Genomic DNA, 25,033 nt, shown 5'->3' with positions numbered 1-25,033 from the left:
CAAACGCGATTTTTTGATCCAGCATGGAAACCTTAATGTCTTGAAACAATTTATATCAGGCGACGTCGGCCTTGGCCGGCCCACCTGAATTGGCGTTGGATCTGCGGGTTAGGGGGTAAAGTGGTTGATCAAGACGGCAGAGTGTCCACGGGGGTTGTCGGCCTCGACGAAGTTCTGAGGGGAGGCTACCCCGCTGGGCGGATCATGCTCGTCGAGGGGGCTCCCGGCACCGGCAAGACCACCCTCGCGCTACATTTCCTTGCCGAAGGGGTTGCCGACGGGAAGCGCGCGCTTTTTATCAGCGTGGCGCAATCCCGGCCTGAAATCGAGATGATCGCAAAGTCCCACGGGTTCGATCTGTCCGGCGTCAAGGTCTACACGCCCGAACTCGGCGGAGGCGAGCGGAGCATCTCGGTCGAGAGCGACGAGGCCGATCTTGTCGAATTGATGGAGGGGGTGCGCGGCGAACTTGAAAACTCCGACCCCGAAATTGTCGTGTTCGACTCCCTGCTGGAGTTGCGAATGCTTTCCTCGACCGATTCAGCTTACCGGCGCGAGCTTCTCACACTCCGCAGCGACTTGCGCGAGCGCGGTTGCACGGCGTTGCTGATTGACCATCTCGATCATCCGGATGGGGAACGTCACGCCGAGGGCGTGGTCCACGGCGTCATCAAACTCGACAGCACGACGCCGCCCATCGGGATCACCCAGCGGCGGCTGACAATCGTCAAGCTGCGCGGCGCCCCGTTCCGGGAGGGATGGCATGATTTCCGCATTAACACTGGCGGGCTCGAGGTTTTCCCGCGTGTCATCCCGCATGAGGCGCAACCCGCCACCCTTGAGGACCGGCTTGAGCCGCCGCACGAACCGCTCGCTCAGCTTCTGGGCGGCGGGCTGGAATTCGGCACTACCACGCTGATCTCGGGCCAGTCCGGCACCGGCAAGTCGACCATCGCCACCCTGTTGGCGCGCGCGGCATCCGAGCGTGGACTGCTTGCGGCCATGTTCCTTTTCGAGGAGCGCCCCGAAGTGCTGCGCAACCGCTCCGCCGGCGTCGGGCTTGAGGTGGAGGGTTACGAGAACACCGACCACCTCAGGTTACGCCACTTCGATCCCGCCGAGGTCTCACCGGGCGAGTTCGCGAATGCGGTGCTGAGCGCCGTGGATGACGGCGCCCGCGTCGTGGTCATCGATAGTCTCAGCGGTTACCTCGAGGCACTGCCGGAGCGCAGCCATGTGATGACGCATATGCAAGCGCTGCTGCAGCATCTTACCCGCCGTGAAGTTCTGGTCATCATCACCATGACCCAGCACGGCCTCTTGGGTGAGCCGCCAAGGACGACCATCGATGCCAGTTTTCTCGCCGATTCCATTATCCTTCTGCGCCAATACGAGGCGCACTCGGAAATCCGACGGTCCATCGCCGTGCTCAAGAAACGTCACAGCGAACACCGGCGCAATATCGAACAGCTGATCATCCGGTCCGGCGCTGTGGAAATCATTCCCCTTTCCGAAGAAGCCGAGCAGCGTGCCAGAGATGCATCCGATCTCAGCGCAGAGTGAAGCGATGTCCGAGCCCTGTTCAGAGATGCCGCCGGTCCTGATCCTCGCGCCGCTCAAGGACGACGCCCGAGCCCTGGCGCGGGTTGTCGAGCGGTGCGGCTTTACCGCCCGGACCTGCATCACCGCGCGCGCCTTCGCCGCCGCCTTAAATGCGCAGGGCCCTGATGGCGTTCTTTTTGTCGTCATTAGCCAGGAGGGCGCGGGCCGTGAGACCGGTGAGGCTCTGAACGCCACTTTCGCGGCCGAACCCGCGTGGGCGCGGCTGCCGTCGGTGTTTCTTCTCAGTCAGATCAGCCGCCCTCCGCCCGCGATTCAGATCATCAACCGCAAGGAAAACGCGCCTCCGCCGATACTTCTCGAGCGCCCGGTCAAGGCCGCCGTGTTGCAAAGCGTCTTCGAAGCTCAGGCCGAAGCGCGTCAGCGGCAGTTCGAGACCCGCGACCTGATCGATCGGCTTTACCAGGAAGAGGAACGGGGCCGCTTTCTGCTCAGCGAGCTACGCCACCGAACGCGCAACAGCCTGTCGGTTCTGCAGTCGCTATTCTCGATGACGGTGCGCCGCGCCGCCGATCTCGAAAGCTTTTCGAAGACCTTTTCGGGCCGACTCCGCGCCCTCACCGATGCGCATGTCAAACTCGCGCAGGAAGGGACCACGGCCCGTCCGCTCGATGCCTTGGTGAGAGATCACGTGACGCCCTACACCAGCGCTGCCGGACAACTTGTGACCGAGGGGCCTCCGGTGCTCGTGGCTGAAAAGCCCTCCTTCGACCTTGCGCTGGTGATCCATGAACTGGCCACCAATGCGGCTAAATACGGTGCGCTCTCGATTCCCGACGGTCGGGTCGCGGTGCGCTGGCGCGTGGTTCCGGACAGCGGAGCGCTCGCGTTCTCCTGGGAGGAGCGCAATGGTCCGCCGGTCAAGCCGCCCTCTCGTCAGGGGCTCGGCACCCAGGTCATCGAAAATTTCCTGCGCGGTGAGGCAGAGACCGAACTGCGTCACGATCCCGACGGGGTCACTTGGCATGCCAAACTCAGCCCCCGCCACTTCACGCTTTTGAGCGAAACCGTTCGGGTTGGCGACTAGGGGCGAGCGCCTGTTGTCCTTTCGATGGCCTTGCCCCCGTTCGCACCTCGTAACGACCGCATCCGGCGATCGCACGGTCGAGACGCCAAGGTCGGGAGGGTGACGAGGTAGGCGTGTTGGACTGGGAGACCCACCATACAAACCTCTGAAGCCGTCGAAATCTGATCTACCATGCCGCTACGACGGTCAGGTCGGCGCTTGCGTGCGGTCGGAGGCCACTCGCGTCCCCCCTGTGCGGCGGGGCTCACTCGATAGCGGCCGCTCCATTCCCAGTATCGCGCGCGTTTTCGAATGCGCAGAAGATTTTTTGGAGATAGGCGATCGTATCCCCGGTGGCATCCGCGAGGTCCGGTGCGGCATCCGCTGCAATCGATAGTTTCCCGTCGTCGCTCCGATTCACCCACCCCTTGCTCTGCAAGACGAGAACTTTTCGGCGCACGGTTTCTCTTGGGATGCCGCTGTAATCCGCGATCGACTGGATGTTGATTGCATATTGAGATAGCCGATCCTCAGCGCGCGTCGCGAGATCTTCCAAAGACACGAGTTGCGGATTCCAGTTCTCGGGCCGGGTCCGCTCTCCGATGACCGCCAGCACGAGGAGCAGATCGAGATCGCCATCGAAACGTGCGCGAAACTGCGTCAGAAGACGTGTGAAGGCCGAGACATGCACCGGCCAGATTTCCCCGAAATTCTCCCGAATGAAATCGCGTTCCTTGCGTGATCCGGTCTGCATCTGCGCATCCTCATCGCTGCCTCGCCCATTTTGGGCACTGTTCCTCTTGAAGGATAACGTGATCACGGTAGCGTGAATACTGAGCGGTGTGATCTTTGTTCCGCGGGTATGAGTTGGTGCGCAATGAAGGCTGATATCCAGGTCTCTTCTGCTCGTGCTCGACGCGGAGTTGCGTCGGCCCTGACGGCGACATCTATCGCCTTGGCGTCCATCACAGCAGCCAGCGCACAGGATCGAGATCCGACGATACTCTACGAGAGTAACGGCACGACGGTGCGCACACATCTGCAAGCAGGTGTGAACGCGGTCAGCGAGCAGAACCTTTTCTGGGATTTCGCCGACAGCTTCGCGCCGGGTGCAGGTTTCAACGCGGACAAGAATTGGCTCGAGTTCTACATCAAGCCCGGTGTGAGCTTTGAAAAGACGCTCGACTCCGGACAAGTCTTCTACGGAAAGCTCTCGGCGGTCGCGTCTTACACTCTCGGCACCGACGCCTATGACTATGGAGATACCGGGCGCACGACGATCGAGGAAGCCTATCTCGGCCTGCGTATGCAGCAAACCGAGGGTATGGGCTTCGATTTTTCGCTTGGCCCGCGTGAATTGAAGCTCGGCACCGGCATGCTCATCGCCAACGGTGGCTCGAGCGGTTTCGAGCGTGGTGCGCTGAAGTTCGGGCCGCGCAAGGCCTGGGAAATGGCCGCGATCGGAAAGATCACGCAAGGCGCGTTCGCGGCAACCGCGTTCTATATCGACCCGAACGAGCGCCCCGCGAGCGACGGGCATAACAGGCTCGCCGGTCTCGATATGCGCTTTGACGATCCGCGCGGGGGGTATCTCGGGCTAACCTATGTCAATGTGCTCAATTCCGACTCCGCCTATATCGAGGCGGCCCCCGGAGGTCTTGGCGCGCCAGAGATCCTGCCCGGCGCCCGCGACGGAACGAATGCGTTCAACCTGTATGCACGCACCAATCCGTTTTCCGGCGCGTTCGAGAACTGGGTCGCCTCGGCGGATTTTGCCTATGAGTGGAACGACCGGATTGATCTGGCCGCCTGGGCAGGGCGCGTCCAGCTTGGCTATACCTTCGCGGATTTGCCCTGGTCGCCGACGCTGACCTATTCCTACCAGAGTTTCTCCGGGGACGATCCGAACACGGCCCGGCTCGAACGCTTCGATCCGCTTTATTACGAGGGCTCTCCAAGCGCCTGGGCGACCGGGTCGAAATCCTCGATGGTGTTCATCAATTCCAACGTTCAGGCGCATGGGCTCTCGCTGAAGCTTCAGCCTACGCGTCAGGACAGCGTGACGCTCCGCTATGCACATATCCGGGCGAACGAGCTGAACAGCCCGATCCAGTTCGGACAGGCGACCCGGCTCGATACGACAGGTGCGACGGCGAATGTGCTCTCGGGCGTCACGAACGCGCATCTCTCCGATGACGTCTTTCTTGAATACAGCCGCATCATCAACCGAAACACCTTCCTGACCGCAGGGGTCAGCGTCTCGATCCCGGGCAAGGGGATCAAGAACGCCGTGCCGGGCAAGGTGCCCAATTGGACCGGAGGCTTCCTCAATGTCGTCGTCAATTTCTAAACGGATCGTGCAGACTGCCACCCTGGTCACGACGCTTTGTCTGGCATCTGCGGTCTTCGCCCAATCCACGCCGCTTTCCGCGCAGGATTCCGACCCGCGGGTCATGGGCTGGATGCAGGGCTTTCCGCCGCCCGCCGACAAGCTGATTACCCAGCCCGATTCCAATTTCTTCAGCTTCCCGAAGCTGCGCTGGTCGGTCTGCCACCTGCGGGAATTTCTTCCGACCGAGGAGATCAGCCGCGGCCTCGGGGCACCGTCCACCCTGCGCTATCCCTCTCCGCCGAGTTTCGCCGATCTGCGCCAGGAGATCGACGCACTGAGCTTCACGCCCCTGAACTCGGACACGGCGATGACATGGGAGCAATCGCTCTATGCCAATTACACCGACGGGATTTTGATCCTCCATGAAGGGGAGGTCGTCTACGAACGGTATTTCGGCTGCCTCGACGAGACCGGGAAACACGCGGCGATGTCGATGACGAAATCCGTCACCGGGCTTCTGGGCGAAATTCTGGTGGCCGAGGGCAAGCTCGACGATACGCTGCTGGTGCGCGACATCATCCCCGAGATCGGTGACAGCGCCTTTGCCACCGCCACCGTCCGGCAGGTGATGGATATGACGACCGGGGTGAAATACTCCGAGGATTACTCCGATCCGAATGCCGATATCTGGCAATACTCCGCCGCGGCGAGCCCGCTGCCCAAACCCGAGGGCTACACCGGCCCCAACGGCTACTGGGAATATCTCCAGCAGGTGAAACCTGACGGCGAACATGGCGCGGCGTTCCACTACAAGACGATCAATTCCGACATGCTGGGCTGGATCATCAGCCGTGTTACGAACACCTCGGTGACGGAGCTTGCCTCGGAACGACTCTGGCAGCCCATGGGGGCGGAACAGGACGCCTATCAGACGGTCGACGCCAAGGGCGTGCCTTTCGCGGGGGGCGGCATTTCGGCAAGCTTGCGCGACTTAGGCCGGCTCGGGCAGGTCATGCTCGACGCGGGCGAGTTCAACGGCAAACGGCTCTTCCCCGCTTCGGTCGTGGAGCATATTCGCATGGGCGGAGCCCCCGCGAAGTTCAGCGGCTTCCCGACGATCCCGAACGGCAGCTACACGAGCCAGTGGTGGGTCTTTCACAACGATCACGGCGCGTTTGCGGCGCGAGGGGTTCATGGCCAGACGATCTATGTCGATCCGACGGCCAAGATGGTCCTGGTGCGGTTTGCCTCCTATCCGCAGGCCCAGAACGGCTTCATCGACCCCACATCGCTTCCCGCCTACCAGGCCGTCGCGGAGTATCTGATGACACGGTGATGCAGCGCGTCGCGCTCACGACACAGGACTGTGCGCTCTCTTCGCGCTGCGGACCTTCGTGGCTCGCTCGTCGAATGACGGCTAGCCGCCCAATAAGCGGCATGTCAGCCGATTTCGCCACCAGCTCGATCAGCGGACTGCTAGTGCGCGTGACACCGCGCTGCTGGTCGAAAGTGCGCCGGTGGCGGGTCGTGCGCTCTCGGATCCCGAACAAGGATAGGCGGAACTGCACAATCCGTTGTGGCCGCGGAAGGCTACGCCCTTCCAGAGCGCTGCCAATGCACCACCGAGATTTATCGCGAGACGCCCTAACCACTGACCGAAATCCGCGAGATCAGCGGGTCGCCTGCTGACACGCGTTCGACCGATGCGCTTGACAGTCGCGCCAGGGCACCGCTTAGCATCGCGTCATGTTCGGTTTTCGCGACATCGAGATCATCCGCTCCGTGGTGCGCTACGGCGGCTTCCGCGCGGCGTCCGATGCTACGGGACTCGCGCAATCGGCGATTTCGCGGCGGATCCGGCATCTCGAGGACCGAATGGGGATCACCATCTTCGAGCGCGACGGACGCGGCGTGCGGCTCAGCGCGACGGGGCGGCGGCTTGTCGACGAGGCGGAGGTTCTGATTGCGCAGCGCGATCGGATCCTGAGTGAGCTGACCCATGGCGTGATGGCGGGGGTCGTGCGGCTCGGCGTGGCGGAGACGATGACCCACACGATCCTGCCCCGGATGCTGACGTCGTTGCGGCAGGATCACCCGCTGCTGCGCTTCGAGATTTCGGTCGATACATCGGACCAGATGGGGCAGGCGCTGCGCGACGATGCGCTCGACGTGGTGATCATGCTCCGCGATCAGGCGCCCCGGGGGATCGCGCTGACGCCGCTGCCGCCGGTCACGATGGGCTGGTTCGTCTCTCCTGCGCATTTCACCCTGCCGCAGCCCGCGGAGATCGATGACCTGACCGCCTTGCCGATCGTGTCCTTCCCGAAGACGACGAGCCCGCACCGACAGGTGATCGAGACCCTCAGCCCCGGGCGGCGCAAGCCCGCGACCGTGCATGGATCGGCCTCGCTGGCGACGGTGCTGCACTTGGTGCAACAGGGATTCGGGATCGGCACGATTCCGCACTCCATCGTCGAAGCGTGGCCGCACGCGATGCTGCGTGAGATCGAAGTCACCCCCGAGGCGCGTCTGCCGTCATTGGAGTTCGTGATCTGCTATGATGCTGAACGCAATGAGGAAATCGGTCGTGCCGTGACGCAGGCGGCGGTAGCAGCTGGGCGGGAATGATCCTGTGAGAGCATCAATAATGAAGAAAATTGAACTATTGATCTAATCGGTCGTGGCGCGGGATCATCATCCAAACCGGAGGACCAGATGAACGCACCGAAATCCGTGATCGCTTCGCCAGCCGCTTTGCGTGCCGAAATCCGCGCTGGGCGGTTCACCGCGCCGACGGCCGGACAGGGGGGCGAGGCGCTGCAGGCGAACCTGGTCATGCTACGCGGAACCGATGCAGCGGAATTCCTTCGCTACTGTCAGGCCAACCCACGCCCCTGTCCTCTGCTGGCTGTGGGCGAGCCGGGCGATCCGTCGCTCCCCAGCCTCGGCGATATCGATCTACGCCACGATGTGCCGCGCTACCGGGTCTGGCGCGACGGCGAATTGGTGGACGAGCCGAGCGATATTGCCGATCTGTGGACCGAGGACATGGTCTCCTTCGCGCTGGGCTGCTCGTTCAGCTTCGAGGATGCGCTGATCCGCGCGGGGCTTCCGGTGCGCCACATCACCGCGGATCGTAACGTGCCGATGTATCGCACGTCATTGCCCACGCGCCCCGCGGGGCAGTTCTCGGGACCGCTGGTCGTTAGCATGCGGGCGATGCCTGCGGCGGACGCGATCGAGGCGATCTCGATCTGCCAGCGGTTCCCGCTCGCCCATGGCGCGCCGGTGCATCTGGGCGATCCGAGCCAAATCGGGATCGCGGATATCGACGCGCCCGATTATGGTGATCCGCCTGTTATCGAGCCCGGCGATATCCCCGTCTTCTGGGCCTGTGGCGTTACCCCGCAAGCTGCGATCGTGACCGCGAAACCGGGGCTCGCGATCACCCACGCGCCGGGCCACATGCTGGTCACGGACATCCCTGCAAGCCACGCGGAACGGCGTCTGACGGGGGTCTATCCGGTCTGACGCGCCGACCGAAAACCAAAAGAAAACCCAACAGGAGTTAAACAATGAAAAAGATCATGATGACCGCGATGACGGCCGCGCTGCTGGCCGGGCCCGCCCTCGCCGAGGAACAGCTTGCCGTGGTCGGGAGCTGGTCGAGCCTGCCGCTCTACAAGCAGTTCACCACGCCGTTCTGGACCGAGGAACTGCCGAAGCTGACCAATGGCGATTTCTCGGCCCAGCTGACCAGCTTCGACCAGATGGGGATCGCCGGCGGCGACGTCTACCGGATGCTGGGCGATGGCGTGTTCGACGTGGGCCAGACTGTCGCCGATTACACCGTGGGCGATGCGCCCGAGCTGGAAGGGCTCGACGTGCCGCTGGTCGCAACGACCGCCGACGAGGCCAAGGCGATGGTCGATGCGGCCCGCCCGATGGTCGTCGACATCATGCATGACCGCTTCAACTCCGAGCTTCTGGGCATCGCGCCCTATCCGCCGCAGGTCGTGTTCTGCAAAGGCGAGATCAATTCGCTCGCCGATCTCAAGGGCAAGAAGGTGCGCGGCTCGGGTCGGATGACCACCAAGCTTCTCGAGGCGCTTGGTGCAGAGGGCGTTAACATCGCCTTCTCCGAAGTTCCCGGTTCGTTGCAGCGTGGCGTGATCGATTGTGCCGTCACTGGAGCAGGTTCGGGCTATTCGGCCGGCTGGTGGGAAGTGTCCGACCATCTCATGACCTTGCCGCTGGGTGGCTGGGATCCGGTCGTGATCGCGATGAACAAGGATCGTTACGACGAACTGTCCCCTGAGATGCAGACCGAGCTGAAGGATGCGGTGAAAACCGGTCTGGAAGACAAGGCCTGGGCCGCGGCGGAAGGCGGTCTCGCCAATGACATCGCCTGCCTCACGGGCGACGGTGAATGCAAATCGGGCGATCCGGCGTCGATGACGCTGGTCGAGGCGACCGATGCCGACATGAAGACCGCCCGTGACGCGCTCGAGAAGCAGGTGTTGCCCGATTGGGCCGAGCGTGCCGGTCCGGAATGGGCCAAGCGCTGGAACGATACCGTCGGCAAGACCGTGGGCGTGACCGTCCCGGTCGCGAACTGAGAGCGCCCGACGTGAAATTCCTCACAACATTGGAAGGCGCGCTCAGGCGCGCCAACCGCCTCGTCGCGCTGATCCTTGGTGCGGCGCTGGTGGCGACCGTGCTCTTCGTGCTGGTCGACGTGGTCGGTCGCAAGACCGGCTGGGGCAGCCTGGGCGGCTCCGACGAGATTTCCGGCTACGTGATGGCCGCGGTCGCCAGCTGGGGGCTTGGCTGCGCGCTTCTCGACCGCGCCCATGTGCGGATCGACCTGATCCGTCAACGGCTTGCGCCGGTGGGGCAAGGACTGATGGACCTGTTCGCGATGATCGTCACCAACGGGGTCGTCCTACTGATCGCCTGGTATTGCTGGCCGGTCCTGCAAAAGACGATCGAGCGCGGCTCGCGCGCCAATACGCCCCTTGAAACCCCGCTGTGGATTCCGCAGGGCATCTGGTTCGCGGGCTGGGCGTGGTTCGCGCTCAGCGCCACCGCCCTGAGCCTGATCGGCATTGCCTATCTCGCCTCCGGGCGCCGCACGGAACTGGCCAATGCGATCGGCCTCGGATCGGAGCTTGACCAATGATCTGGACCGTCGCTTTCTCTCTTCTGGGGCTGATGGCCCTGTCGATCCCCGTTGGCATCGTGCTGTTCATTCTCGGCATCGGGGTGGGTGAGTTCTATTCCGCATTCCCGCTGCTGCGCGGGCTGGGGCAGGTGATCTGGTCGGCCTCCTCCTCCTCGACCCTGATCGCGATTCCGCTCTTCGTGCTCCTGGGCGAAATCCTCGTCCGGGGCGGCGTGGCCGCGCGCACCTATGCCGCGCTCGACAAATGGCTGAGCTGGCTGCCCGGCGGGCTGATCCATGCCAATATCGCCACCGCGACGATGTTCTCAGCCACCTCGGGCTCGTCAGTCGCAACCGCTGCCACGGTGGCGACCGTCGCGATGCCGCAGGCCGACAAGCTGGGCTATGATCCGAAGCTGTTTTCAGGCGCGATCGCCGCGGGCGGCACCTTGGGCATTCTGATCCCGCCCTCGATCAACCTGATCGTCTACGGCTTCCTTACCGAGACCTCGATCCCGCAGCTTTTTTCCGCCGGGCTTCTGCCGGGCCTCCTGATGGCGCTTGCATTCGTCGTCGTCACCGCGCTGATCTGCCGGGCGCGCCCCGCGCTTGGCGGCCCGTCGCGCAGCTTCACCTGGGGTGAGCGCCTTCGCAGCCTGATCCAGCTGATCCCGATCATCATTCTCTTCACCGTCGTCATCGGCTCGATCTACGCGGGCTGGGCGACGCCCACGGAATCCGCGGCCATCGGCGTGGTGATCGCGAGCCTCATCGCAATCACGCTGGGCAACGGGCTGGGACTCGCGACTATCGGCGAGGCCCTGCATGGCACGATCCGGATTTCGGCGATGATCATGCTGGTGATCACCGGCGCCTATTTCCTGAACTTCGCGATGACCTCCGCCGGGCTCGGGCGACAACTGACCGACCTGCTGGAAAACACCGGTCTGCCGCCGCTTGGCACGCTGTTGCTCGTGGTTCTGCTCTATCTCGTGCTGGGCTTCTTCATCGAGACGCTTTCGCTGATGGTCGCGACGATCCCGATCATCGTGCCGATCATCGCGGGTCTGGGCTATGACAAGGTCTGGTTCGGCGTGCTGATGATCGTGCTGATCGAGATGGCGCTGATCACGCCGCCGGTCGGTCTCAACCTCTTCGTGGTGCAGAGCACACGCGGCAAGGGCTCGATGAACGAGGTGATCCTCGGCGTCATTCCTTACGTGCTGGTGATGCTCGCGATGATTGCATTGCTGATTGCGGTTCCCGGGCTCGCGCTCTGGCTGCCGTCCATTCTCTGACAGGAGTTCCCATGACCCTTAATTTTCGCGCTGACGGCGCGCCGCTTTCGCTGGACCTCTCGCATCTCATCGTCGCTGGCTGGACCGGGCGCGACGCCGATGCCATCGCCCACCACATCGAGGAACTGGCGGCGCTTGGGGTCCCCGCGCCTTCGGCCACACCGCTTTACTATCGCGTGGCGGCGCAGCTTCTGACGCAAGCCCCGGTGCTTGAGGCGGTGGGGAACGAGACTTCGGGCGAGGTCGAGCCGCTGATCGTCGCTGTCGAGGGCCGCACCTATCTCGGGTTGGCCTCGGACCATACTGACCGCGCGCTTGAAGCGCATTCGGTGGCGCTGTCGAAACAGGTCTGCGCCAAGCCCTGCGCATCTGATCTGTGGTCGTGGGAGAGTGTCTCCGACCACCTCGAAGAGATCGTGCTGCGCAGCTGGATCGAAGAGGGGGGCGAGTGGGTGCCGTATCAGGAAGGCACGCTCGCCGCGATCCGCCCTCTGACCGATCTGATTACCGGTGCCGGTCTTGCCGATCTGGCCAAGGACGGCCCCGTCGCGATGCTCTGCGGCACGTTCGGCGCGAAGGGAGGGGTGCGCCCGGCGGCCCGTTTCCGTATGCAGATGGAAGATCCGCGCAACGGGCGCGCGATCACCCATGAATACGAGACGCGCAATCTGCCGGAGGTCGCATGACATCACCATTTCTCATCAAGGTCGAAACTGCCATCTCCAAGGTCGAGGCTTTGCCAGAGTCGGAGCGACGCGCGATCTTCACCGAGTTCGCCCCGGCGCGCATCCGTGCCGAGGCGGAGGCGCTAGAGGCGCGCCACGAAGCGGGCGAGGAGATGCCGCTTTTTGGCACGCTGGTTTCGGTGAAAGATCTCTATGACGAGGCCGGGCAGGTCACGAGCGCAGGCTCGCGCCTGTTGCAGGACCGCGTGCCGACAGAGGCGGATGCGGTCTCGGTCGCGCGGCTCAAGGCCGCGGGGGCGTTGATGTTCGGGCGGTCTTCGATGTCCGAATTCGCCTATTCCGGGGTGGGCCTCAACCCGCATCACGGCACGCCCTCGGGCGCGCTGGTGCCGGGCGGGATGCCCGGAGGCTCAAGCTCGGGTGCGGCGGTCTGCGTGGGCCTAGGGATCACCGATGCCGCGATCGGCACGGATACCGGCGGCTCGCTGCGCATCCCGGCGGCGGCGAACGGCATCTGGGGCTATAAGCCCAGCCAAGGGCTCATCGACGATACCGGGGTGCATCCGCTCGCCCCGACCTATGACGTGGCGGGGCCGATGGCGCGCGATCTTGGCTTGCTGCGGCAGATGGTGGATGTGATGGCAGGCGCGCCGCTTCCCGCGGCAGAAAACGGCCCGCTGCGCTTCGTTGTGCCCGAAGGCGCCTTCACCAATGGTCTGTCCGACGAGGTCGCGGCGCTGTTCGAGGCAGAGAAAGCCCGGATCGCAGGTCTGGGCCATGAGATCGTGCCGGTCGACATGACGGAAATCGCAAAGGCGGTCGTGCTCAACAAGATTATCGTCGCCGTCGAAGCGCTCGAAATTTACCGCGACGATTTGGAAAAGCTCGAAGTGGTGGGTGATCCGCGCGTGCTGTCGCGCATCCGTTTCGCGCTCACGCTTACACCTGAGGAAATCGAGAAAGCCTATGCCGCGCGCGCTGATATCGTCACGCTTTTCGAACGGCTGATGGAGCCTTTCGATGCGCTGCTCGCGCCCACGCTGATGCGCCTGCCGCCCAGCATTGCCGAGGTCGAAGCCGAATTCGACCGCCTCAATGTCGAGATGCTGCGTAACACCTCGTTGATCAACCTCGTGGATGGCTGCGCGATCGCGATCCCGACGCCAGGCTTGGATCCGGCCTATTCGATGACGATGCTGGCAGCACCGAAAGGGGCGGATGCGCGTGTGCTTGCCTTCGCGGAGAAGGTGGCGGGATGAGTGAGGCGCTCCGCGCGTCGTTTCGCGGACCGGCTGGAGGCTGACCCCCGCCTTCGGGGGTGTATAAATCGATGCGGCGCTGGTCTCTGTGCTGCTGCGCTTCGATCCGCTGGGTGTAGACCGCGAGCAGCTGGGGGCGTTGAAGCGGCTCGCCGATGAGATCGCGCAGGGTCCGCTGGAAATGCCGGACCCCGCCCGGCGTTGGACGTTCCCGGTCGCTTTTGAGGCCGACGGCCGCCCGCAACTAAGAAATGTCGCAAGGGCGACTGGCCAGAGCACCGCACATCGGGGTCAGGTTGCTGCAGAGATGGTAAAAGAGCTGGGAAGTCGCATCGCGCCAACTTGAGACAATTCACCTATGGGCATGTTGTAACCAATGATTTCAAGTGCAGGAAAATGTTTCTGTAGATTCCTGGCAAACATGAGTTGAAGCATTTGGTTTCCTAAATTGCCGCGCGGCATTATTAGGAGTTTGGGCATTACTGTTTTACCTTGTTGATCGCGATTTTATTCTTGCTGGTCCGCCATGAGAAGCATGCGAATAAAGCTCTAATCTTTTCGCGAAGAATTCTCCTCTGTTTCAAAATAAAATACAGTCGACTCCGATTCTGCGCTGAACGGCGCGTCGACATATTCATTTCTTCAATATCGCTTGAGGCGCCCGACGTCGAGATTAACGGTGGCGCGATGGAAAACGCTCTGTTTGTGCCGCTAAACAAGAATCTCAAGAAGTTGTCAAATGGCATGTAGATTGGTTCTTCTCGGGACAAGAATTCGAGTGCGCCGCGGCGCGTCCAGATAATCCCTGTAGCCAGCATGGGAAAACGGTGTGCGCATTTTAGTTTTCGCCCCATGACGTCACAAAAGTCTGTGCTGTATTTGAAATCCGTCGCGCCTATATTAATTGCAAAAATGTCATCTCGAAGGTGGTGCAAAGTAGAGCATACTTCCTCAACTGTACTTACAAAATCGGACGTCGGAACCGCGTCATCTTCGAGAACAACCACGTAGTCGAAAGTGGAAGCGATGAAGTGTTGCAAAGCTTTCTTATGACTAAGGTAGCAGCCAACCTCTCCGGGTTGTATGCTTCTGCCCATCTCTTTCCTACACCGCTCGTCGTCAGTAAACTGATCGATACCAAGGCAGGATCCATCCACTCCAGGTATACGCTCAACTCTGCATGAAAGGGGACTGAAGTGACTTGAAAACTCGGCAAACCGATTTAGGCTTTTGTCGAGATTTATAACGTAAAATGCAATTTTAGGAGACATGAGGTTCCCCTCTGAATATGTCTATATAAGCATCAACCACAGATTCTTTGGAAAAGAACTCGGAAAGCCGGGTTGCGTTTTGCACAAAACTCTCGGCGGCTAGTTTGTTGGTTCGTATGAATTCAATTGCCTCAGCGATCTGAGCATCGTCGTCGATGTCAGTTAATATGCCACCCACCTGATCTCGCATGTACCAACTTGGCCCCTCTGAGCGAGTTGAAATCGTAGGGATACGCATTCCCCAAGCTTCGAGAAGAGCATCGCCTAATGGCTCGTGGCGCGATGGCATCACGAACACGTCGGCTAGTGCTATGTAATTCATCGGCTCGTCGACCCAACCCCCAAAAAAACACGCTGACTGATGCCAAGTTCGGCTGCAATAGCATCAAGTCGCGCCTTTTCTTCTCCGTCTCCCATTAACCAGAGAGTACAGTTTTTCAATCTATCTAGTGCTTTAAGAAGTACGTCGAACCCCTTTCTGGCTGCGAGACGGCCGCTTGCTGCGATTACGAAGTCATTCTTGCTTGTTCTCTTTATGTTTAATTGCGACATGGATGCGGAAGCTTTCCGCGTAAAGTTCGAAACTGTAACCACAGGTTTCGTCCAGCCTAGCTCCATGCATCGGTTCGAAATTCCAGGTAAGTTACCAACCAAAATATCGCATTTCTGGAAATGCTTCAGATTTGCAGGGAAATCCCCCATCCGTGCCAGTTTTTCAGTGTTAGGCCATCTGTGGATGAGCTGCCTCGCACGCGGCATCCACGCCATAACTGCGTTTGGCTTCCATCGTCTGACGAACATCTCAGCCTGTAGATGAGCAAGTAACGTCAACGGTGATAAATTGCTGAAATTGTTTCTAAAAACGGGGTCAAGCGCAGCGACATCGCCATCCCATGAGCGGTTCGGTCGGATGAAGAACTGTTGCTCAACACCGCGTTCGTGTAGGGCTCTCGCAAGGTTCACGAAAAAGCGTTCTGCCCCCCCCTTTTTACCAAAGTGAAAGTGAACAACGCGTAGTGACACTTAGCCGGCTCCCGAAAAGTCGATGATATCTTAAACGCTAGAACTTTTCGCGCAGAGAGTCTACAACGAGTCGGTAAAAGTGGTCTGCTACCGGACGTAAATTCCATATGTTTTATCCGATTGATAATAAACGTTTTAGTCCAGGATGCTGCTCCCGGTGTCGGCTTTAACTGGTACTGTTGTGCCCCCTCCCCACCACCAAATTCGTGCACCGACATAAGCTACGATTTGCGGTCTGCTGATCTGGCAGCAGTGCAAGCTTCTCACGATCGCACGCTCATCCTATTACCGCGAGCCGAAGGGCGAGGCCGAACAGAACCTCGACCTGATGCGGCAGATCTACGAGCAGTTCCTGAAGACCCCGTTCTTCGGTGTCCGCCAGATGACTTGGCACTTGCGCAGTCCGAGGGGCCGTGCCGCTGTGGGGCCGCGTAAGCCAGCAGGATGGACACTTCGTGAACGAGAAGCGGATAAGCGGCTGATGCGCCTTATGGGGCTGATGCCGATTTACCAGAAGCCTAACGCAAGCAGGCCGGCGAAGGGGCGCAAGACCTATCCCTAGCTGCTACGAGGTCTGTGGGTGGATCGCCCGAACCAAGTCTGGTGTGTGAATAGCCCCTCGTTTCTTAGATGCCTTCGGGTTTCAGTTTCCGCCACCGTTCGAAGTCGACGGGCGGCAGCATTCCGTTTCGGGCATGTTTCCTCTTCGGGTTGTAGAGCATCCCGATGTGGTCGAGCACACCCCGCCTGGCTTCTTTGCGTGTCCGGTAGGTTTGTTGCCTGATCCGCTCACGTTTCAGTAGGGTGAAGAAACTCTCAGCGGCCGCGTTGTTATGGCAATTCCCGCGACGACTCATCGAATGCTCGAGATTGTGGGCTCTCAGGAAGGCCCTTTGGCAGGACAAGTGCGATCCATTGTGGTTATTGTCGGAATTCCTCTCCGACATATCCGCCTCGATTTTCAAGTATAGATCGTATCTAAATATAAATAAATCAAATATTTAAGCTGAATTCGATTCCCAAGGGAAGGCTTTCGTGCTACACATAGTGATACACAAAGCTCTTTCCCGGAGATGTGCGATGAATATCACCAAGCGTGGCGAAGTTTGGCATCTGCGTCGGCGGGTTCCCAAGGGGTATGCCTCTGTCGATCCGCGCCGCGAAGTGGTGATCAGCCTTCGGACGGGGTCCGAGACGGTGGCGCGACAGAAGGCCCCGGTGCTCTGGGCCGAGCAGGTCGAGGTCTGGGAGGCGATGCTCGATGGCAATACGGAAGACGCGGAAGCGCGGTTCGCTGCGGCCAAGCGGTTTGCGAAGGCGCGCGGCTACCGGTTTCTCGATGCGCGCAAGGTGGCGCGTCTGCCTGTGCAAGAGCTACTCGCGCGTATCGATCTGGTCGCCAGTGACGAGATGCGCGATCCGCTTGGAGCGGACTCCCTTCTGGGTGGGGCGGAGCTGCCTTTGATCACCGTGTCGCGGGCGCTGGATCTATTCTGGGGGCTCGCACGCGACAAGATCTTGGGCAAAAGTGCGGATCAGGTTCGGCGCTGGCGCTATCCGCATATCAAGGCGGTGCGGAATTTCATCGCGGTTGTCGGTGACAAGCCGCTTGCCGATCTCACGATCGATGATTTCCTCGATTTCCGCGATTGGTGGGTGGAGCGGCTGGAGCGCGAATGGCTCACAACCAATTCCGCGAACAAGGATCTGACGCATCTGAGTGCGGTCTTGAGGCGCGTGAACCGTGACAAGCGGCTCGGACTCGAGCTGCCGCTTGAAGACCTTGGCTTTCGAGAGGGAAAAGCGGCGCGGAGGCCCTCCTTCTCGGACGACTGGACACGGGACCGCTTGCTGGCCCCCGGTGCGCTCGATGGTCTGGAGCCGCAGGCGCGGGCAATCCTGCTGGTGATGGTGAATACCGGGCTCCGTCCGAGCGAGATCGCAGCGCTGCGGCCCGAGGAAATCCGGCTCGATGATCCGATCCCGCATTTGCTGTTGCAGCCGATCGGGCGGGTTCTGAAGACGCAGAATGCGGAGCGCGTGATGCCGCTGCACGGGGTGTCGCTCGAGGCCATGCGCGCGTTCCCGGATGGGTTTTCGCGCTATCGGGAAAGCTCAGCGTCTCTGAGTGCCACGGTGAATACCTATCTGCGGGATGCTGGTCTCCTGGAAAGCGAGAGGCATTCGCTCTACAGCCTGCGGCATGCGCTTGAGGATCGCATGCTCGCTGCTGGAATCGACGAGCGGATCCGGCGCGATGTGATGGGGCATGCTCTGGGGCGCGAGCGCTACGGGGACGGGGGGCGTTTGGCGACGATTGCGGAGCTCCTCGAGCCCATCGCGTTCTGAGCCGAGTGAACGATCAGCTCCGCAGTTTCACCTTGAGCAGATTAGCGGGGTCGATATCGAGCGCCTGCGCGAGGCGCCAGACATTGTCGATGGAGATATTCTGCTCGCTACGCTCCACGGCGCTCAAATAGGTTCTGTTGAGACCAGATTCGAGCGCTAGACGTTCCTGCGACCATCCACGCTCAGCGCGCAGTGATCTTAGGTTGCTCGCGAGCGTGTCGCGCAGAGGGCTTTTCGGCGTTCGTTTCACCCCCTTGCAATCGCGCAATGTTGGTTTTAGCTCTACCGGTTATAAGAGACATTCGTGTGCTCGCTAATACATCTTTGCAAAGGGACCACCTCGATGGACGCAACTGAAATCGACCCCAGTTTTCTGCTCATTTCCGATCGAGAGATGTATATTCATCGTGATCGCAGTCTTGCCGGATCACTCGGTGATGGGTTTGTCTATCGCCGTATCAAGAACATGCTGGCGGACCCCTTGCTACGTCCGCTCCTCGAGCTGTTGGAGAATGGTGCGACGAGCTACGAAGGCGCGCTCAAACTCAAAGGGCGCGGATTCCTCGAGACGCGGTCGATGATCGCGCGGAGAGGCCCATTCAAGGAAGAAGAGTTGCAGTATGTCCTCCTGACGGATGAGGCTTGCAGTTATGCCCATCGCTGGCTCTTCGGAAGAGCGGAGGGGCCTGAGCCGGATCTCGATCCGGCGGAGTCCCTGCTGAAGGCTATTCGGCGCTATCTCGTTGTCGACGCCGGTTCTGGTATCGTGGTGGGGCGAGATGTGCTGGAGGTCGCGATCGATCTCGATGACATGAACGTCTTGGGGCGCCTTGTGCATCTGGACTACGGGCTTCGTCAACTTTCGGATCCTGGTTTCAGTGACCCGGTTTCCGAGGCGGATTGGATGGAAGCTCGCGCGTATTGGTCCGGGGCGGATAGTGACGACCGGGTTGGGGCCGCTATCGTATCCTTCGACTCGTCCGAACTCCCGTAAGTGTTCCCGCGAGGGGGCAGCAGCGCTGCATCCACAGACAGAGTGTCAGTTCTTCTTTCCTTCTGTCGCGTCGCGATAAAAAGATATTCTAACAAAAAAGCCGCGACTATGATGGTCGCGGCTCTTGCTTTTTTTGCTCAAGAATATCGAGGCGTTGGCGCTACCTCGTCCTCGGGAGCGGCGCCACCGTTACCCCTTCGCGCCCTGCCCACGCGCATCGACATCTTCGTAGCGGATGATGTCGACCTATCTCCAAAAGATGCAGGATGCCGCCGGGGGCCAACACTACGCGGGCACGGGCTATTATTTAGCACGGAGGGATGAGACGACCTGTTCCACAGTTTGTAAAACTGAAAATTGACGCTGGAACAAATGGAAGCACCGATCCGGCAACTTCGGGTCTGCATCAATTCTTTTGATCAACGCTAAGCAACGTTGCTCGAGTTCGTCCACGCTGTTGTTCTCGCAGACTTCGCCAACATTTTCGCGTTCGATCAAAGGGGCGAGGTCGTTGCCGGCGTTCACGTTTGCGAGCACCGGCAGACCGTTTTGCATGTAGGTCAGGAACTTTCCCGGGATATTGTGCGATTTGTGGCGGGGGTCGAGCGCGACGATGCCCACGTCGCATTGAGCGTAAAGATCCGGAATTTCGTCAGGGTCGATCTCGTCGCGAAACAAGACGTTGTCGAGACCGCGCGCGCGCGCCATCTCTCTGAGCCGTTTTGCATCTCTACCGCGCCCGACAAACAGGAAACCTATGTCATCGCGAACCTGCATCCGGTCTGCTAGGTCCAGCAGAATGTCCATGCCCTGTGCAATCCCCATGTTGCCTGCGTAGACCATGATTTTTCGCCCGGCGAGCGGTGTCTCCTCAATCCTGATCGGGCATCGGGCGCTGGCTGGCGCGTCGAGCCAGTTCTGCAAAACCTCAAGCGAGCGGCCCTTCCGCGCTTCGCGCCACTGCTCGAAATAGCCTAAGTTACCAGGGGTCTGCACGCCGATAATATCGGCGACATCGTATTGTTGGCGGGCAATCCATTTAAGAAATCGATACACTGGTCCCGGCCGCAATACGCCGAGATCGACGGCCCACTCAGGGAAAATGTCGCGGATGATCAGGTATCCCTTGCAGCCGCTCTGTCGCTTCAGCGCGCGAACTAGGGGACCATGGAAAATCGATGGAGAATACCACACGATCCCATCCCAGCATTGTCCCGCCAACGGGCTTCGACGCAGGTTGCGCCACATCGCGCGGGGCATCAGCCATTCGCCGATGGTCCGGCGAATGTAGCTGATGTCCTTGGTTCGCGGCGATCTCAGGCGCAGGACCTGCGCACCGTCGAAGTTCTCTAGCGTCCATGGTCGGTCGAGATCAGCGTCGGGCAGAAGCACCGTCAACTCATGACCCTGCCGAGCAAATTCGCGTGCTAAGTCGCGCAACTGGACCGCCCCGGAGGTGCGCAGCGGCGGAAACGTATCGGCAATCAAGGCGACTTTCATCGGGTCCCGCTCATGATTTCCGCCACACTACCCGGTTCACGTAATCGGTGTAGCTGTGGATGATGCGCAGAACCTTCTCGCTGACATTGGGCATCGTGTAGTCGGCAACGGTCCGAAGCCCTCGCTCTTCACCCCGCGGCTGACTCGCGAGTATAGCGAGGGATTGGCGGACCCGCTCGACTTCGAGGCCGACCATCATTACGGAGGCCTCCTCCATCCCCTCCGGGCGCTCATGAACCTCGCGCAGGTTAATCGCAGGGAAATTGAGAATCGAGCTTTCCTCCGTGATCGTGCCACTATCAGAGAGAACGGCCTTAGCGTTCATCTGGAGATTGACGTAATCGTGGAATCCTAGTGGTTTGAGCAACTTCACCAGCGGGTGAAACACGACTCCAGCGGCATCCACTCGTTTTTGCGTGCGCGGGTGGGTCGAGACGATTACCGGCTTGGTGTGGTCTTCGGCCACCGAGTTCAGCACATCGACAAGTTTGCCGAAATTGCGTTCGCTCTCGATATTTTCCTCGCGGTGAGCACTGACCACAAAATAACCCTGACGTTCGAGCCCAAGCCTAGTTAGCGCCGTCGATGCCTCGATCTGCGGCAGGTAGTAGTTCAGCACCTCGAACATAGGGCTGCCGGTTTTGATCACTTGGTCCGGCGGCAGCCCTTCGCGCAACAGGTAGTCTCGCGCGATACTACTGTATGTAAGGTTTATATCTGCTGTATGATCGACGATACGGCGGTTGGTTTCTTCCGGCACGCGCATGTCGAAGCACCGATTGCCAGCTTCCATGTGGAAAATAGGGATGTGGCGTCGTTTGGCGGGGATCACCGATAGACAGCTGTTGGTATCGCCAAGAACTAGCAGGGCTTCCGGACGCAAATCGGCGAGCACGTCATCGACGGATGAAATCAGGTTTCCAATCGTATTCGCAGCGCTACGGCTTCCCTCTGCGCTGCCCAGAAAATAGTCGGGCTTGCGCACCCCTAGGTCATCGAAAAAAACTTGGTTCAGCTCGTAGTCGTAGTTCTGCCCAGTGTGGACTAGAACATGGTCGCAGTGCCGGTCCAGCATCGCCAAAACGCGTGATAGCCGGATGATTTCCGGGCGGGTGCCCACGATGGACATGACTTTGAGCTTCTTCATCTTCACACCTCGCTCGCGATGGTGTCGGGATGTTGGCGATCGAACTCTTCGTTAGCCCAGAGCATAACTACCATTTCACCTTCGCCGATATTGGTGATATCGTGAGACCAGCCTGGAATTGTCTCAACTACTTGCGGTTTGTCGTTCGAGGTTCTGATTTCAAGTTTCTCTCCACTCAATATGTGCCTGAATCGAAACAGGGCTTCTCCTTTGATAACTAAGAATTTTTCGGACTTTGTATGATGGTAATGGCCCCCGCGGGTTATTCCGGGTTTTGCCGTAAAATAGCTGAACTGGCCACAATCGGGCGTCTTCAGCATCTCGACAAAAACACCGCGCTCGTCGCCGTGTTGCGGAATGTCATATGCGAAACGGTCCTCAGGAAGGTAGCTAAGGTAGGTCGCATAGAGCGCTCGGACCAGACCATTTCCTACGCGTTCGGTGCGCAGTTTCGCTCGGCTCGTCTCGAATGCTTGAAGCAGTGCGGCGAGCTCGCCCACTGTAGTCACATAAGTGGGGTCGACATCGGCAAAGTAGAAGCCCGGTTCCTGCGATTTGAGTGCCGAAAGGAAGCCATTTAGCACGTCGTCGATGTAGGCCAAACGAAGCGATGCGTCTGGGTCGTCAATTCGGATTGGCAGACCCCGTGGAATATTGTGGCAGAAGGTTGCCACCACCGAGTTATAGTTCGGGCGCCCCCATTTTCCGAAAACACCTGGAAGACGGAATACAATTGCAAGATTGTTGGTTTTCTGTGCGAGGGCGCGCACTGCTTGTTCAGCCGCTAGTTTGCTGCGACCGTAAGGGGTATCGCGCTCGGCCTGGATCGAAGAGGCGAGCAGGAGCGCTACGTGGCGTCCGCGCGCATCGAATTCCCGCTGAATAGCGTCGCACAGTTTCTCCGTTAGACCAGTGTTGACCTCGTCGAACGCCCGTTCGTCCTTGGGTCGGTTTTCACCAGCTAAGTGAATAATTACATCCGTTTCAGCTACTAGATTTTGGAGACGGGCAGGATCGTCGCCGCGATCGAACCGCGCAATGGTTATATCGGAATGTTCACCGAGACGCACCATAAGGTTACGACCGATGAAGCCCTGTGAACCGGTAACCAGAACCCGGGTAAACGGAAACGACATCGAGTTACTCCTCGGCCTCCAAATGTTCGCCCCGAACTGCCGCCTGCATGAAACGGAGTTTCATTAGAAGTTCTTGCATTCCTTTCATGTCGAGGCGCTTTGTGTTGTGCGAGTTATAATCCACCGCTTGCGAGATTCTGACCTCGCCCGTTTCGACAAATTTATCGTAGTTAAGGTCGCGCAAATCGGGCGGCACCCGGTAATAGCCGCCCAGGTCCTGAGCAGCCGCCATCTCTTCGCGGCTCAGCAGCGCCTCAAACAGCTTCTCACCATGCCGCGTGCCGATCGTTTTGATCGGGTGATCGGGAACCCCGAGCAGGTCGGCGAGCGCTTGCGCCAAGGTCTTGATGGTGGCCGCCGGGGCCTTCTGTACGAAGATCTCGCCTGGATTGCCATGTTCAAAAGCGTAGAGCACCAGATCGACGGCATCGTCGAGTGTCATCATGAAGCGGGTCATCGACGGGTCCGTGATGGTGATCGGCTGGCCGGCGCAGATCTGGTTGGTGAACAGCGGGATCACCGAACCGCGCGAGGCCATCACGTTACCGTAACGCGTGGCGCAGATCACCGTGTCGTTGCTTGAGCGCGACTTGGCGACGATCACCTTTTCCATCATCGCCTTGCTGATGCCCATGGCGTTGATCGGGTAGACCGCTTTGTCAGTCGATAGGCAGACCACGCGCTTAACCCCGCAGTTGATCGCGGCTTCCAGCACGTTCTCGGTGCCTACAACGTTGGTTTTGACTGCCTCCATCGGGTGGAACTCGCACGAAGGCACCTGTTTAAGCGCTGCAGCGTGATACACGTAATCTACACCGCGCATGGCATTCAATACCGACTGGTAGTCGCGCACATCGCCGATATAGAACTTGAGCTTCGGATTGGCATACTTCTTGCGCATGTCATCCTGCTTCTTCTCGTCCCGGCTGAAGATGCGGATCTCGCGCAGGTCGGTCTCGAGGAACCGCCGCAGAACCGCATTGCCGAAGGAGCCGGTGCCCCCAGTGATGAGGAGGGTTTTGTTTCTGAACACCTGCAATTGCTCCTTTTCAACTACTTTCCCGTAAGCTCTTGCTGGCACTCAGACAACAGAGCGTGAAACATTTCAAGATTTGCGCGGTGGGAACTATTCCTTGCGGCATAATCTTCCGCAAAGCGTGCCGCAGCCCGGCGTCGTTGGTCCTGGCCATCTGGCCCGAGTTCGGCCGCGGCGCGTATTTCCGCGCGCCAGCCTGCTTCATCTTCGAGCGGCACCACCGTCACCGCCTTCGTCTCATCCGGCGTCCATGATGTCTGATCGCTGATCAGCACCGGCGTGCCCGCGCGCAGCGCCTCGAAGATGGCGTGGCCGAAGTTCTCGCCATGCGTGGGAAAGGCGAACAGATCGTAGCGCGCGAAGGTCGCCGATACCTGATCCGGTGCAATAGGGCCGTGGGCGGTCACCTGAATATTGGCTGGGAGAGACGAAATGATGTCCGCACATGTTTGCCAATAGGGCTTGTCTTCAATCGGCCCAAATATGTCCAGCGAAACCTCCACAGGCACGTCGCGCAGAATGCGGAGCAGGCCGTCGAGGTTTTTCATCGGCGAAATCCGCGAGATGAAGGCCAGACGAAGTTGCCCTTTCCGTTTTTCCTGCGCCTTGGATACTGCTGCGCTAGGGGGCTCGGCCGAAACCGGGTCCGATGCAATCAGTATCCGGCCTTTTGCCTTTGGGAACTGCCGAACAATATCCTGTGCTTCCAGGTCCGTGGAGGCATGCCAATAGATATCTTGGTAAAGACCGAACAGACGTGCTGCCTGAAGGTACAGGCGCTTTTTTGCGCGTTTTACGGCAAGGGCCCCGGGCGAAAACTCGCCACGTGGAGCCAGCAGGATGGGCAGACGCGGTGCCGCGCGTCTCAGCGCGAGATAGGGAAGGATCGCCCCCTTCGCGCTGAAGAAACTATTGAGATAGATCGCATCGAAGGCGTGCCCGGCCATAGCGCGACGCAATCCGCGCGGGCCGAAAGCGTTCGGGCTGGCATAATAGACAGGCCCATGGGTCGTGTCCGTCCATTGCTCGGTCACGACGCCTTCATATCCCGAAGCGGCGCCAAGATCCCGGTCACGGGTAAAGATCGCCAGTGTGACCTTACTTGCCAATTGCAGGCGCATGTTGGCAAGCGTGGTGACCGGCCCCCCACCGCGGTAGCCGGGCAGAAAATAGTCGGTGACGCAGAGAACAATGGGGGGCGGGTTCATGTCA

General features: G+C 60.0%; 21 protein-coding genes and 2 pseudogenes. 13 read left to right on the top strand and 10 right to left on the bottom strand.

Annotation, left to right across the window (positions count from 1 at the left end; genetic code table 11):
- The first annotated feature begins 120 nt into the window (after positions 1-120).
- Together B6V73_RS16700 and B6V73_RS16695 are read left to right on the top strand one after the other, a co-directional pair.
- The gene (locus tag B6V73_RS16700) at positions 121-1,563 is read left to right on the top strand and encodes an ATPase domain-containing protein (RefSeq protein ID WP_088725842.1); all 1,443 of its coding nucleotides are present in this window, start codon (positions 121-123) and stop codon (positions 1,561-1,563) included.
- Positions 1,564-1,588: 25 nt separating this feature from the next.
- Entirely contained in the window at positions 1,589-2,647 is a 1,059-nt protein-coding gene (locus B6V73_RS16695; RefSeq protein ID WP_168174920.1) for a sensor histidine kinase, read from the top strand.
- Positions 2,648-2,891: 244 nt separating this feature from the next.
- On the opposite strand, the gene B6V73_RS16690 is transcribed toward B6V73_RS16695, so the two are convergent.
- Positions 2,892-3,446, bottom strand: coding sequence for a hypothetical protein (locus B6V73_RS16690; RefSeq protein WP_143597926.1), 555 nt, complete (start codon positions 3,444-3,446; stop codon positions 2,892-2,894).
- A gap of 135 nt (positions 3,447-3,581) precedes the next feature.
- Here B6V73_RS16690 and B6V73_RS16685 point away from each other — a divergent pair, with 135 nt between their 5' ends.
- The 9 genes from B6V73_RS16685 (at position 3,582) to B6V73_RS16645 (ending at position 13,365) form a co-directional block, all read left to right on the top strand.
- Positions 3,582-4,976 carry an alginate export family protein gene (locus tag B6V73_RS16685; RefSeq protein WP_240504166.1) on the top strand — a complete coding sequence of 465 codons (1,395 nt, stop codon included), beginning with the start codon at positions 3,582-3,584 and terminating at the stop codon, positions 4,974-4,976.
- Positions 4,957-6,294 carry a serine hydrolase gene (locus tag B6V73_RS16680; protein ID WP_088725838.1) on the top strand — a complete coding sequence of 446 codons (1,338 nt, stop codon included), beginning with the start codon at positions 4,957-4,959 and terminating at the stop codon, positions 6,292-6,294. The genes B6V73_RS16685 and B6V73_RS16680 overlap by 20 nt, the downstream gene beginning before the upstream one ends.
- Positions 6,295-6,704: 410 nt before the next feature.
- Positions 6,705-7,586: a LysR family transcriptional regulator gene (locus B6V73_RS16675; RefSeq protein WP_088725837.1), complete on the top strand. Its 882-nt coding sequence runs from the start codon at positions 6,705-6,707 to the stop codon at positions 7,584-7,586.
- Between the two features lie 87 nt (positions 7,587-7,673).
- Positions 7,674-8,489: a putative hydro-lyase gene (locus tag B6V73_RS16670; RefSeq protein WP_088725836.1), complete on the top strand. Its 816-nt coding sequence runs from the start codon at positions 7,674-7,676 to the stop codon at positions 8,487-8,489.
- Positions 8,490-8,533: 44 nt separating this feature from the next.
- A complete protein-coding gene (locus B6V73_RS16665) occupies positions 8,534-9,577 on the top strand; it encodes a TRAP transporter substrate-binding protein (RefSeq protein ID WP_088720639.1) in 1,044 nt (347 codons plus the stop codon).
- A gap of 11 nt (positions 9,578-9,588) precedes the next feature.
- Positions 9,589-10,140 carry a TRAP transporter small permease gene (locus tag B6V73_RS16660; RefSeq protein WP_088725835.1) on the top strand — a complete coding sequence of 184 codons (552 nt, stop codon included), beginning with the start codon at positions 9,589-9,591 and terminating at the stop codon, positions 10,138-10,140.
- Positions 10,137-11,420, top strand: coding sequence for a TRAP transporter large permease (locus B6V73_RS16655; protein WP_075777415.1), 1,284 nt, complete (start codon positions 10,137-10,139; stop codon positions 11,418-11,420). The genes B6V73_RS16660 and B6V73_RS16655 overlap by 4 nt, the downstream gene beginning before the upstream one ends.
- 11 nt (positions 11,421-11,431) lie before the next feature.
- Complete coding sequence (locus tag B6V73_RS16650) at positions 11,432-12,106, top strand: DUF2848 domain-containing protein (RefSeq protein WP_088725834.1); 675 nt, start codon at positions 11,432-11,434, stop codon at positions 12,104-12,106.
- Positions 12,103-13,365, top strand: coding sequence for an amidase family protein (locus B6V73_RS16645; RefSeq protein WP_088725833.1), 1,263 nt, complete (start codon positions 12,103-12,105; stop codon positions 13,363-13,365). The genes B6V73_RS16650 and B6V73_RS16645 overlap by 4 nt, the downstream gene beginning before the upstream one ends.
- A gap of 479 nt (positions 13,366-13,844) precedes the next feature.
- Here the strand turns inward: B6V73_RS16645 and B6V73_RS16635 are convergent, their stop codons facing one another.
- The 3 genes and pseudogenes from B6V73_RS16635 to B6V73_RS16615 all read right to left on the bottom strand — a co-directional run.
- Positions 13,845-14,636 (bottom strand): glycosyltransferase family 25 protein, encoded by a 792-nt coding sequence (locus B6V73_RS16635; RefSeq protein WP_088725831.1) that lies wholly within the window; start codon positions 14,634-14,636, stop codon positions 13,845-13,847.
- A pseudogene (locus B6V73_RS21170) lies at positions 14,626-15,188 on the bottom strand (glycosyltransferase). The gene B6V73_RS16635 and the pseudogene B6V73_RS21170 overlap by 11 nt, the downstream one beginning before the upstream one ends.
- Before the next feature lie 1,097 nt (positions 15,189-16,285).
- A pseudogene (locus B6V73_RS16615) lies at positions 16,286-16,549 on the bottom strand (IS3 family transposase); the annotation flags it as partial.
- Positions 16,550-16,739: 190 nt separating this feature from the next.
- Here B6V73_RS16615 and B6V73_RS16610 point away from each other — a divergent pair.
- Positions 16,740-18,008 (top strand): DUF6538 domain-containing protein, encoded by a 1,269-nt coding sequence (locus B6V73_RS16610; protein WP_088725827.1) that lies wholly within the window; start codon positions 16,740-16,742, stop codon positions 18,006-18,008.
- A 13-nt stretch (positions 18,009-18,021) separates the two neighbouring features.
- On the opposite strand, the gene B6V73_RS16605 is transcribed toward B6V73_RS16610, so the two are convergent.
- Entirely contained in the window at positions 18,022-18,258 is a 237-nt protein-coding gene (locus B6V73_RS16605; protein WP_075777684.1) for a helix-turn-helix transcriptional regulator, read from the bottom strand.
- Between the two features lie 93 nt (positions 18,259-18,351).
- Here B6V73_RS16605 and B6V73_RS16600 point away from each other — a divergent pair, with 93 nt between their 5' ends.
- Positions 18,352-19,002, top strand: a complete 651-nt coding sequence (locus B6V73_RS16600; protein ID WP_088725826.1) for a hypothetical protein — start codon at positions 18,352-18,354, stop codon at positions 19,000-19,002.
- 303 nt (positions 19,003-19,305) lie between these two features.
- Here the strand turns inward: B6V73_RS16600 and B6V73_RS16595 are convergent, their stop codons facing one another.
- Genes B6V73_RS16595 through B6V73_RS16575 form a run of 5 tightly spaced genes read right to left on the bottom strand, consistent with a single transcriptional unit; the run spans position 19,306 to position 25,029 of the window.
- Positions 19,306-20,502, bottom strand: coding sequence for a glycosyltransferase family 4 protein (locus B6V73_RS16595; RefSeq protein WP_088725825.1), 1,197 nt, complete (start codon positions 20,500-20,502; stop codon positions 19,306-19,308).
- A gap of 10 nt (positions 20,503-20,512) precedes the next feature.
- A complete protein-coding gene (gene wecB / locus B6V73_RS16590; protein ID WP_088725824.1) occupies positions 20,513-21,649 on the bottom strand; it encodes a UDP-N-acetylglucosamine 2-epimerase (non-hydrolyzing) in 1,137 nt (378 codons plus the stop codon).
- A 2-nt stretch (positions 21,650-21,651) separates the two neighbouring features.
- Positions 21,652-22,785: an NAD-dependent epimerase/dehydratase family protein gene (locus B6V73_RS16585; protein ID WP_088725823.1), complete on the bottom strand. Its 1,134-nt coding sequence runs from the start codon at positions 22,783-22,785 to the stop codon at positions 21,652-21,654.
- A 4-nt stretch (positions 22,786-22,789) separates the two neighbouring features.
- Positions 22,790-23,818 carry a polysaccharide biosynthesis protein gene (locus B6V73_RS16580; RefSeq protein WP_088725870.1) on the bottom strand — a complete coding sequence of 343 codons (1,029 nt, stop codon included), beginning with the start codon at positions 23,816-23,818 and terminating at the stop codon, positions 22,790-22,792.
- Positions 23,819-23,838: 20 nt separating this feature from the next.
- Positions 23,839-25,029, bottom strand: a complete 1,191-nt coding sequence (locus tag B6V73_RS16575; protein WP_088725822.1) for a glycosyltransferase — start codon at positions 25,027-25,029, stop codon at positions 23,839-23,841.
- Positions 25,030-25,033: the final 4 nt, after the last annotated feature.

Source organism: Thioclava sp. JM3 (assembly GCF_002213185.1).
In the GTDB taxonomy this organism is placed as follows: Bacteria; Pseudomonadota; Alphaproteobacteria; order Rhodobacterales; family Rhodobacteraceae; genus Thioclava; species Thioclava nitratireducens.
Note: the sequence above shows the minus strand (reverse complement) of the source record. Positions and strands in the feature narration are given on the sequence as shown.

What these genes read in the sequence shown, in the direction of transcription:
- B6V73_RS16695 (WP_168174920.1), top strand. Translation starts at nt 1,589, where the DNA reads ATGCCGCCGGTCCTGATCCTCGCGCCGCTCAAGGACGACGCCCGAGCC.
- B6V73_RS16680 (WP_088725838.1), top strand. Translation starts at nt 4,957, where the DNA reads ATGTCGTCGTCAATTTCTAAACGGATCGTGCAGACTGCCACCCTGGTC.
- B6V73_RS16675 (WP_088725837.1), top strand. Translation starts at nt 6,705, where the DNA reads ATGTTCGGTTTTCGCGACATCGAGATCATCCGCTCCGTGGTGCGCTAC.
- B6V73_RS16670 (WP_088725836.1), top strand. Translation starts at nt 7,674, where the DNA reads ATGAACGCACCGAAATCCGTGATCGCTTCGCCAGCCGCTTTGCGTGCC.
- B6V73_RS16665 (WP_088720639.1), top strand. Translation starts at nt 8,534, where the DNA reads ATGAAAAAGATCATGATGACCGCGATGACGGCCGCGCTGCTGGCCGGG.
- B6V73_RS16655 (WP_075777415.1), top strand. Translation starts at nt 10,137, where the DNA reads ATGATCTGGACCGTCGCTTTCTCTCTTCTGGGGCTGATGGCCCTGTCG.
- B6V73_RS16650 (WP_088725834.1), top strand. Translation starts at nt 11,432, where the DNA reads ATGACCCTTAATTTTCGCGCTGACGGCGCGCCGCTTTCGCTGGACCTC.
- B6V73_RS16645 (WP_088725833.1), top strand. Translation starts at nt 12,103, where the DNA reads ATGACATCACCATTTCTCATCAAGGTCGAAACTGCCATCTCCAAGGTC.
- B6V73_RS16635 (WP_088725831.1), bottom strand. Translation starts at nt 14,636, where the DNA reads ATGTCTCCTAAAATTGCATTTTACGTTATAAATCTCGACAAAAGCCTA.
- B6V73_RS16610 (WP_088725827.1), top strand. Translation starts at nt 16,740, where the DNA reads ATGAATATCACCAAGCGTGGCGAAGTTTGGCATCTGCGTCGGCGGGTT.
- B6V73_RS16600 (WP_088725826.1), top strand. Translation starts at nt 18,352, where the DNA reads ATGGACGCAACTGAAATCGACCCCAGTTTTCTGCTCATTTCCGATCGA.
- B6V73_RS16595 (WP_088725825.1), bottom strand. Translation starts at nt 20,502, where the DNA reads ATGAAAGTCGCCTTGATTGCCGATACGTTTCCGCCGCTGCGCACCTCC.
- wecB (WP_088725824.1), bottom strand. Translation starts at nt 21,649, where the DNA reads ATGAAGAAGCTCAAAGTCATGTCCATCGTGGGCACCCGCCCGGAAATC.
- B6V73_RS16585 (WP_088725823.1), bottom strand. Translation starts at nt 22,785, where the DNA reads ATGTCGTTTCCGTTTACCCGGGTTCTGGTTACCGGTTCACAGGGCTTC.
- B6V73_RS16575 (WP_088725822.1), bottom strand. Translation starts at nt 25,029, where the DNA reads ATGAACCCGCCCCCCATTGTTCTCTGCGTCACCGACTATTTTCTGCCC.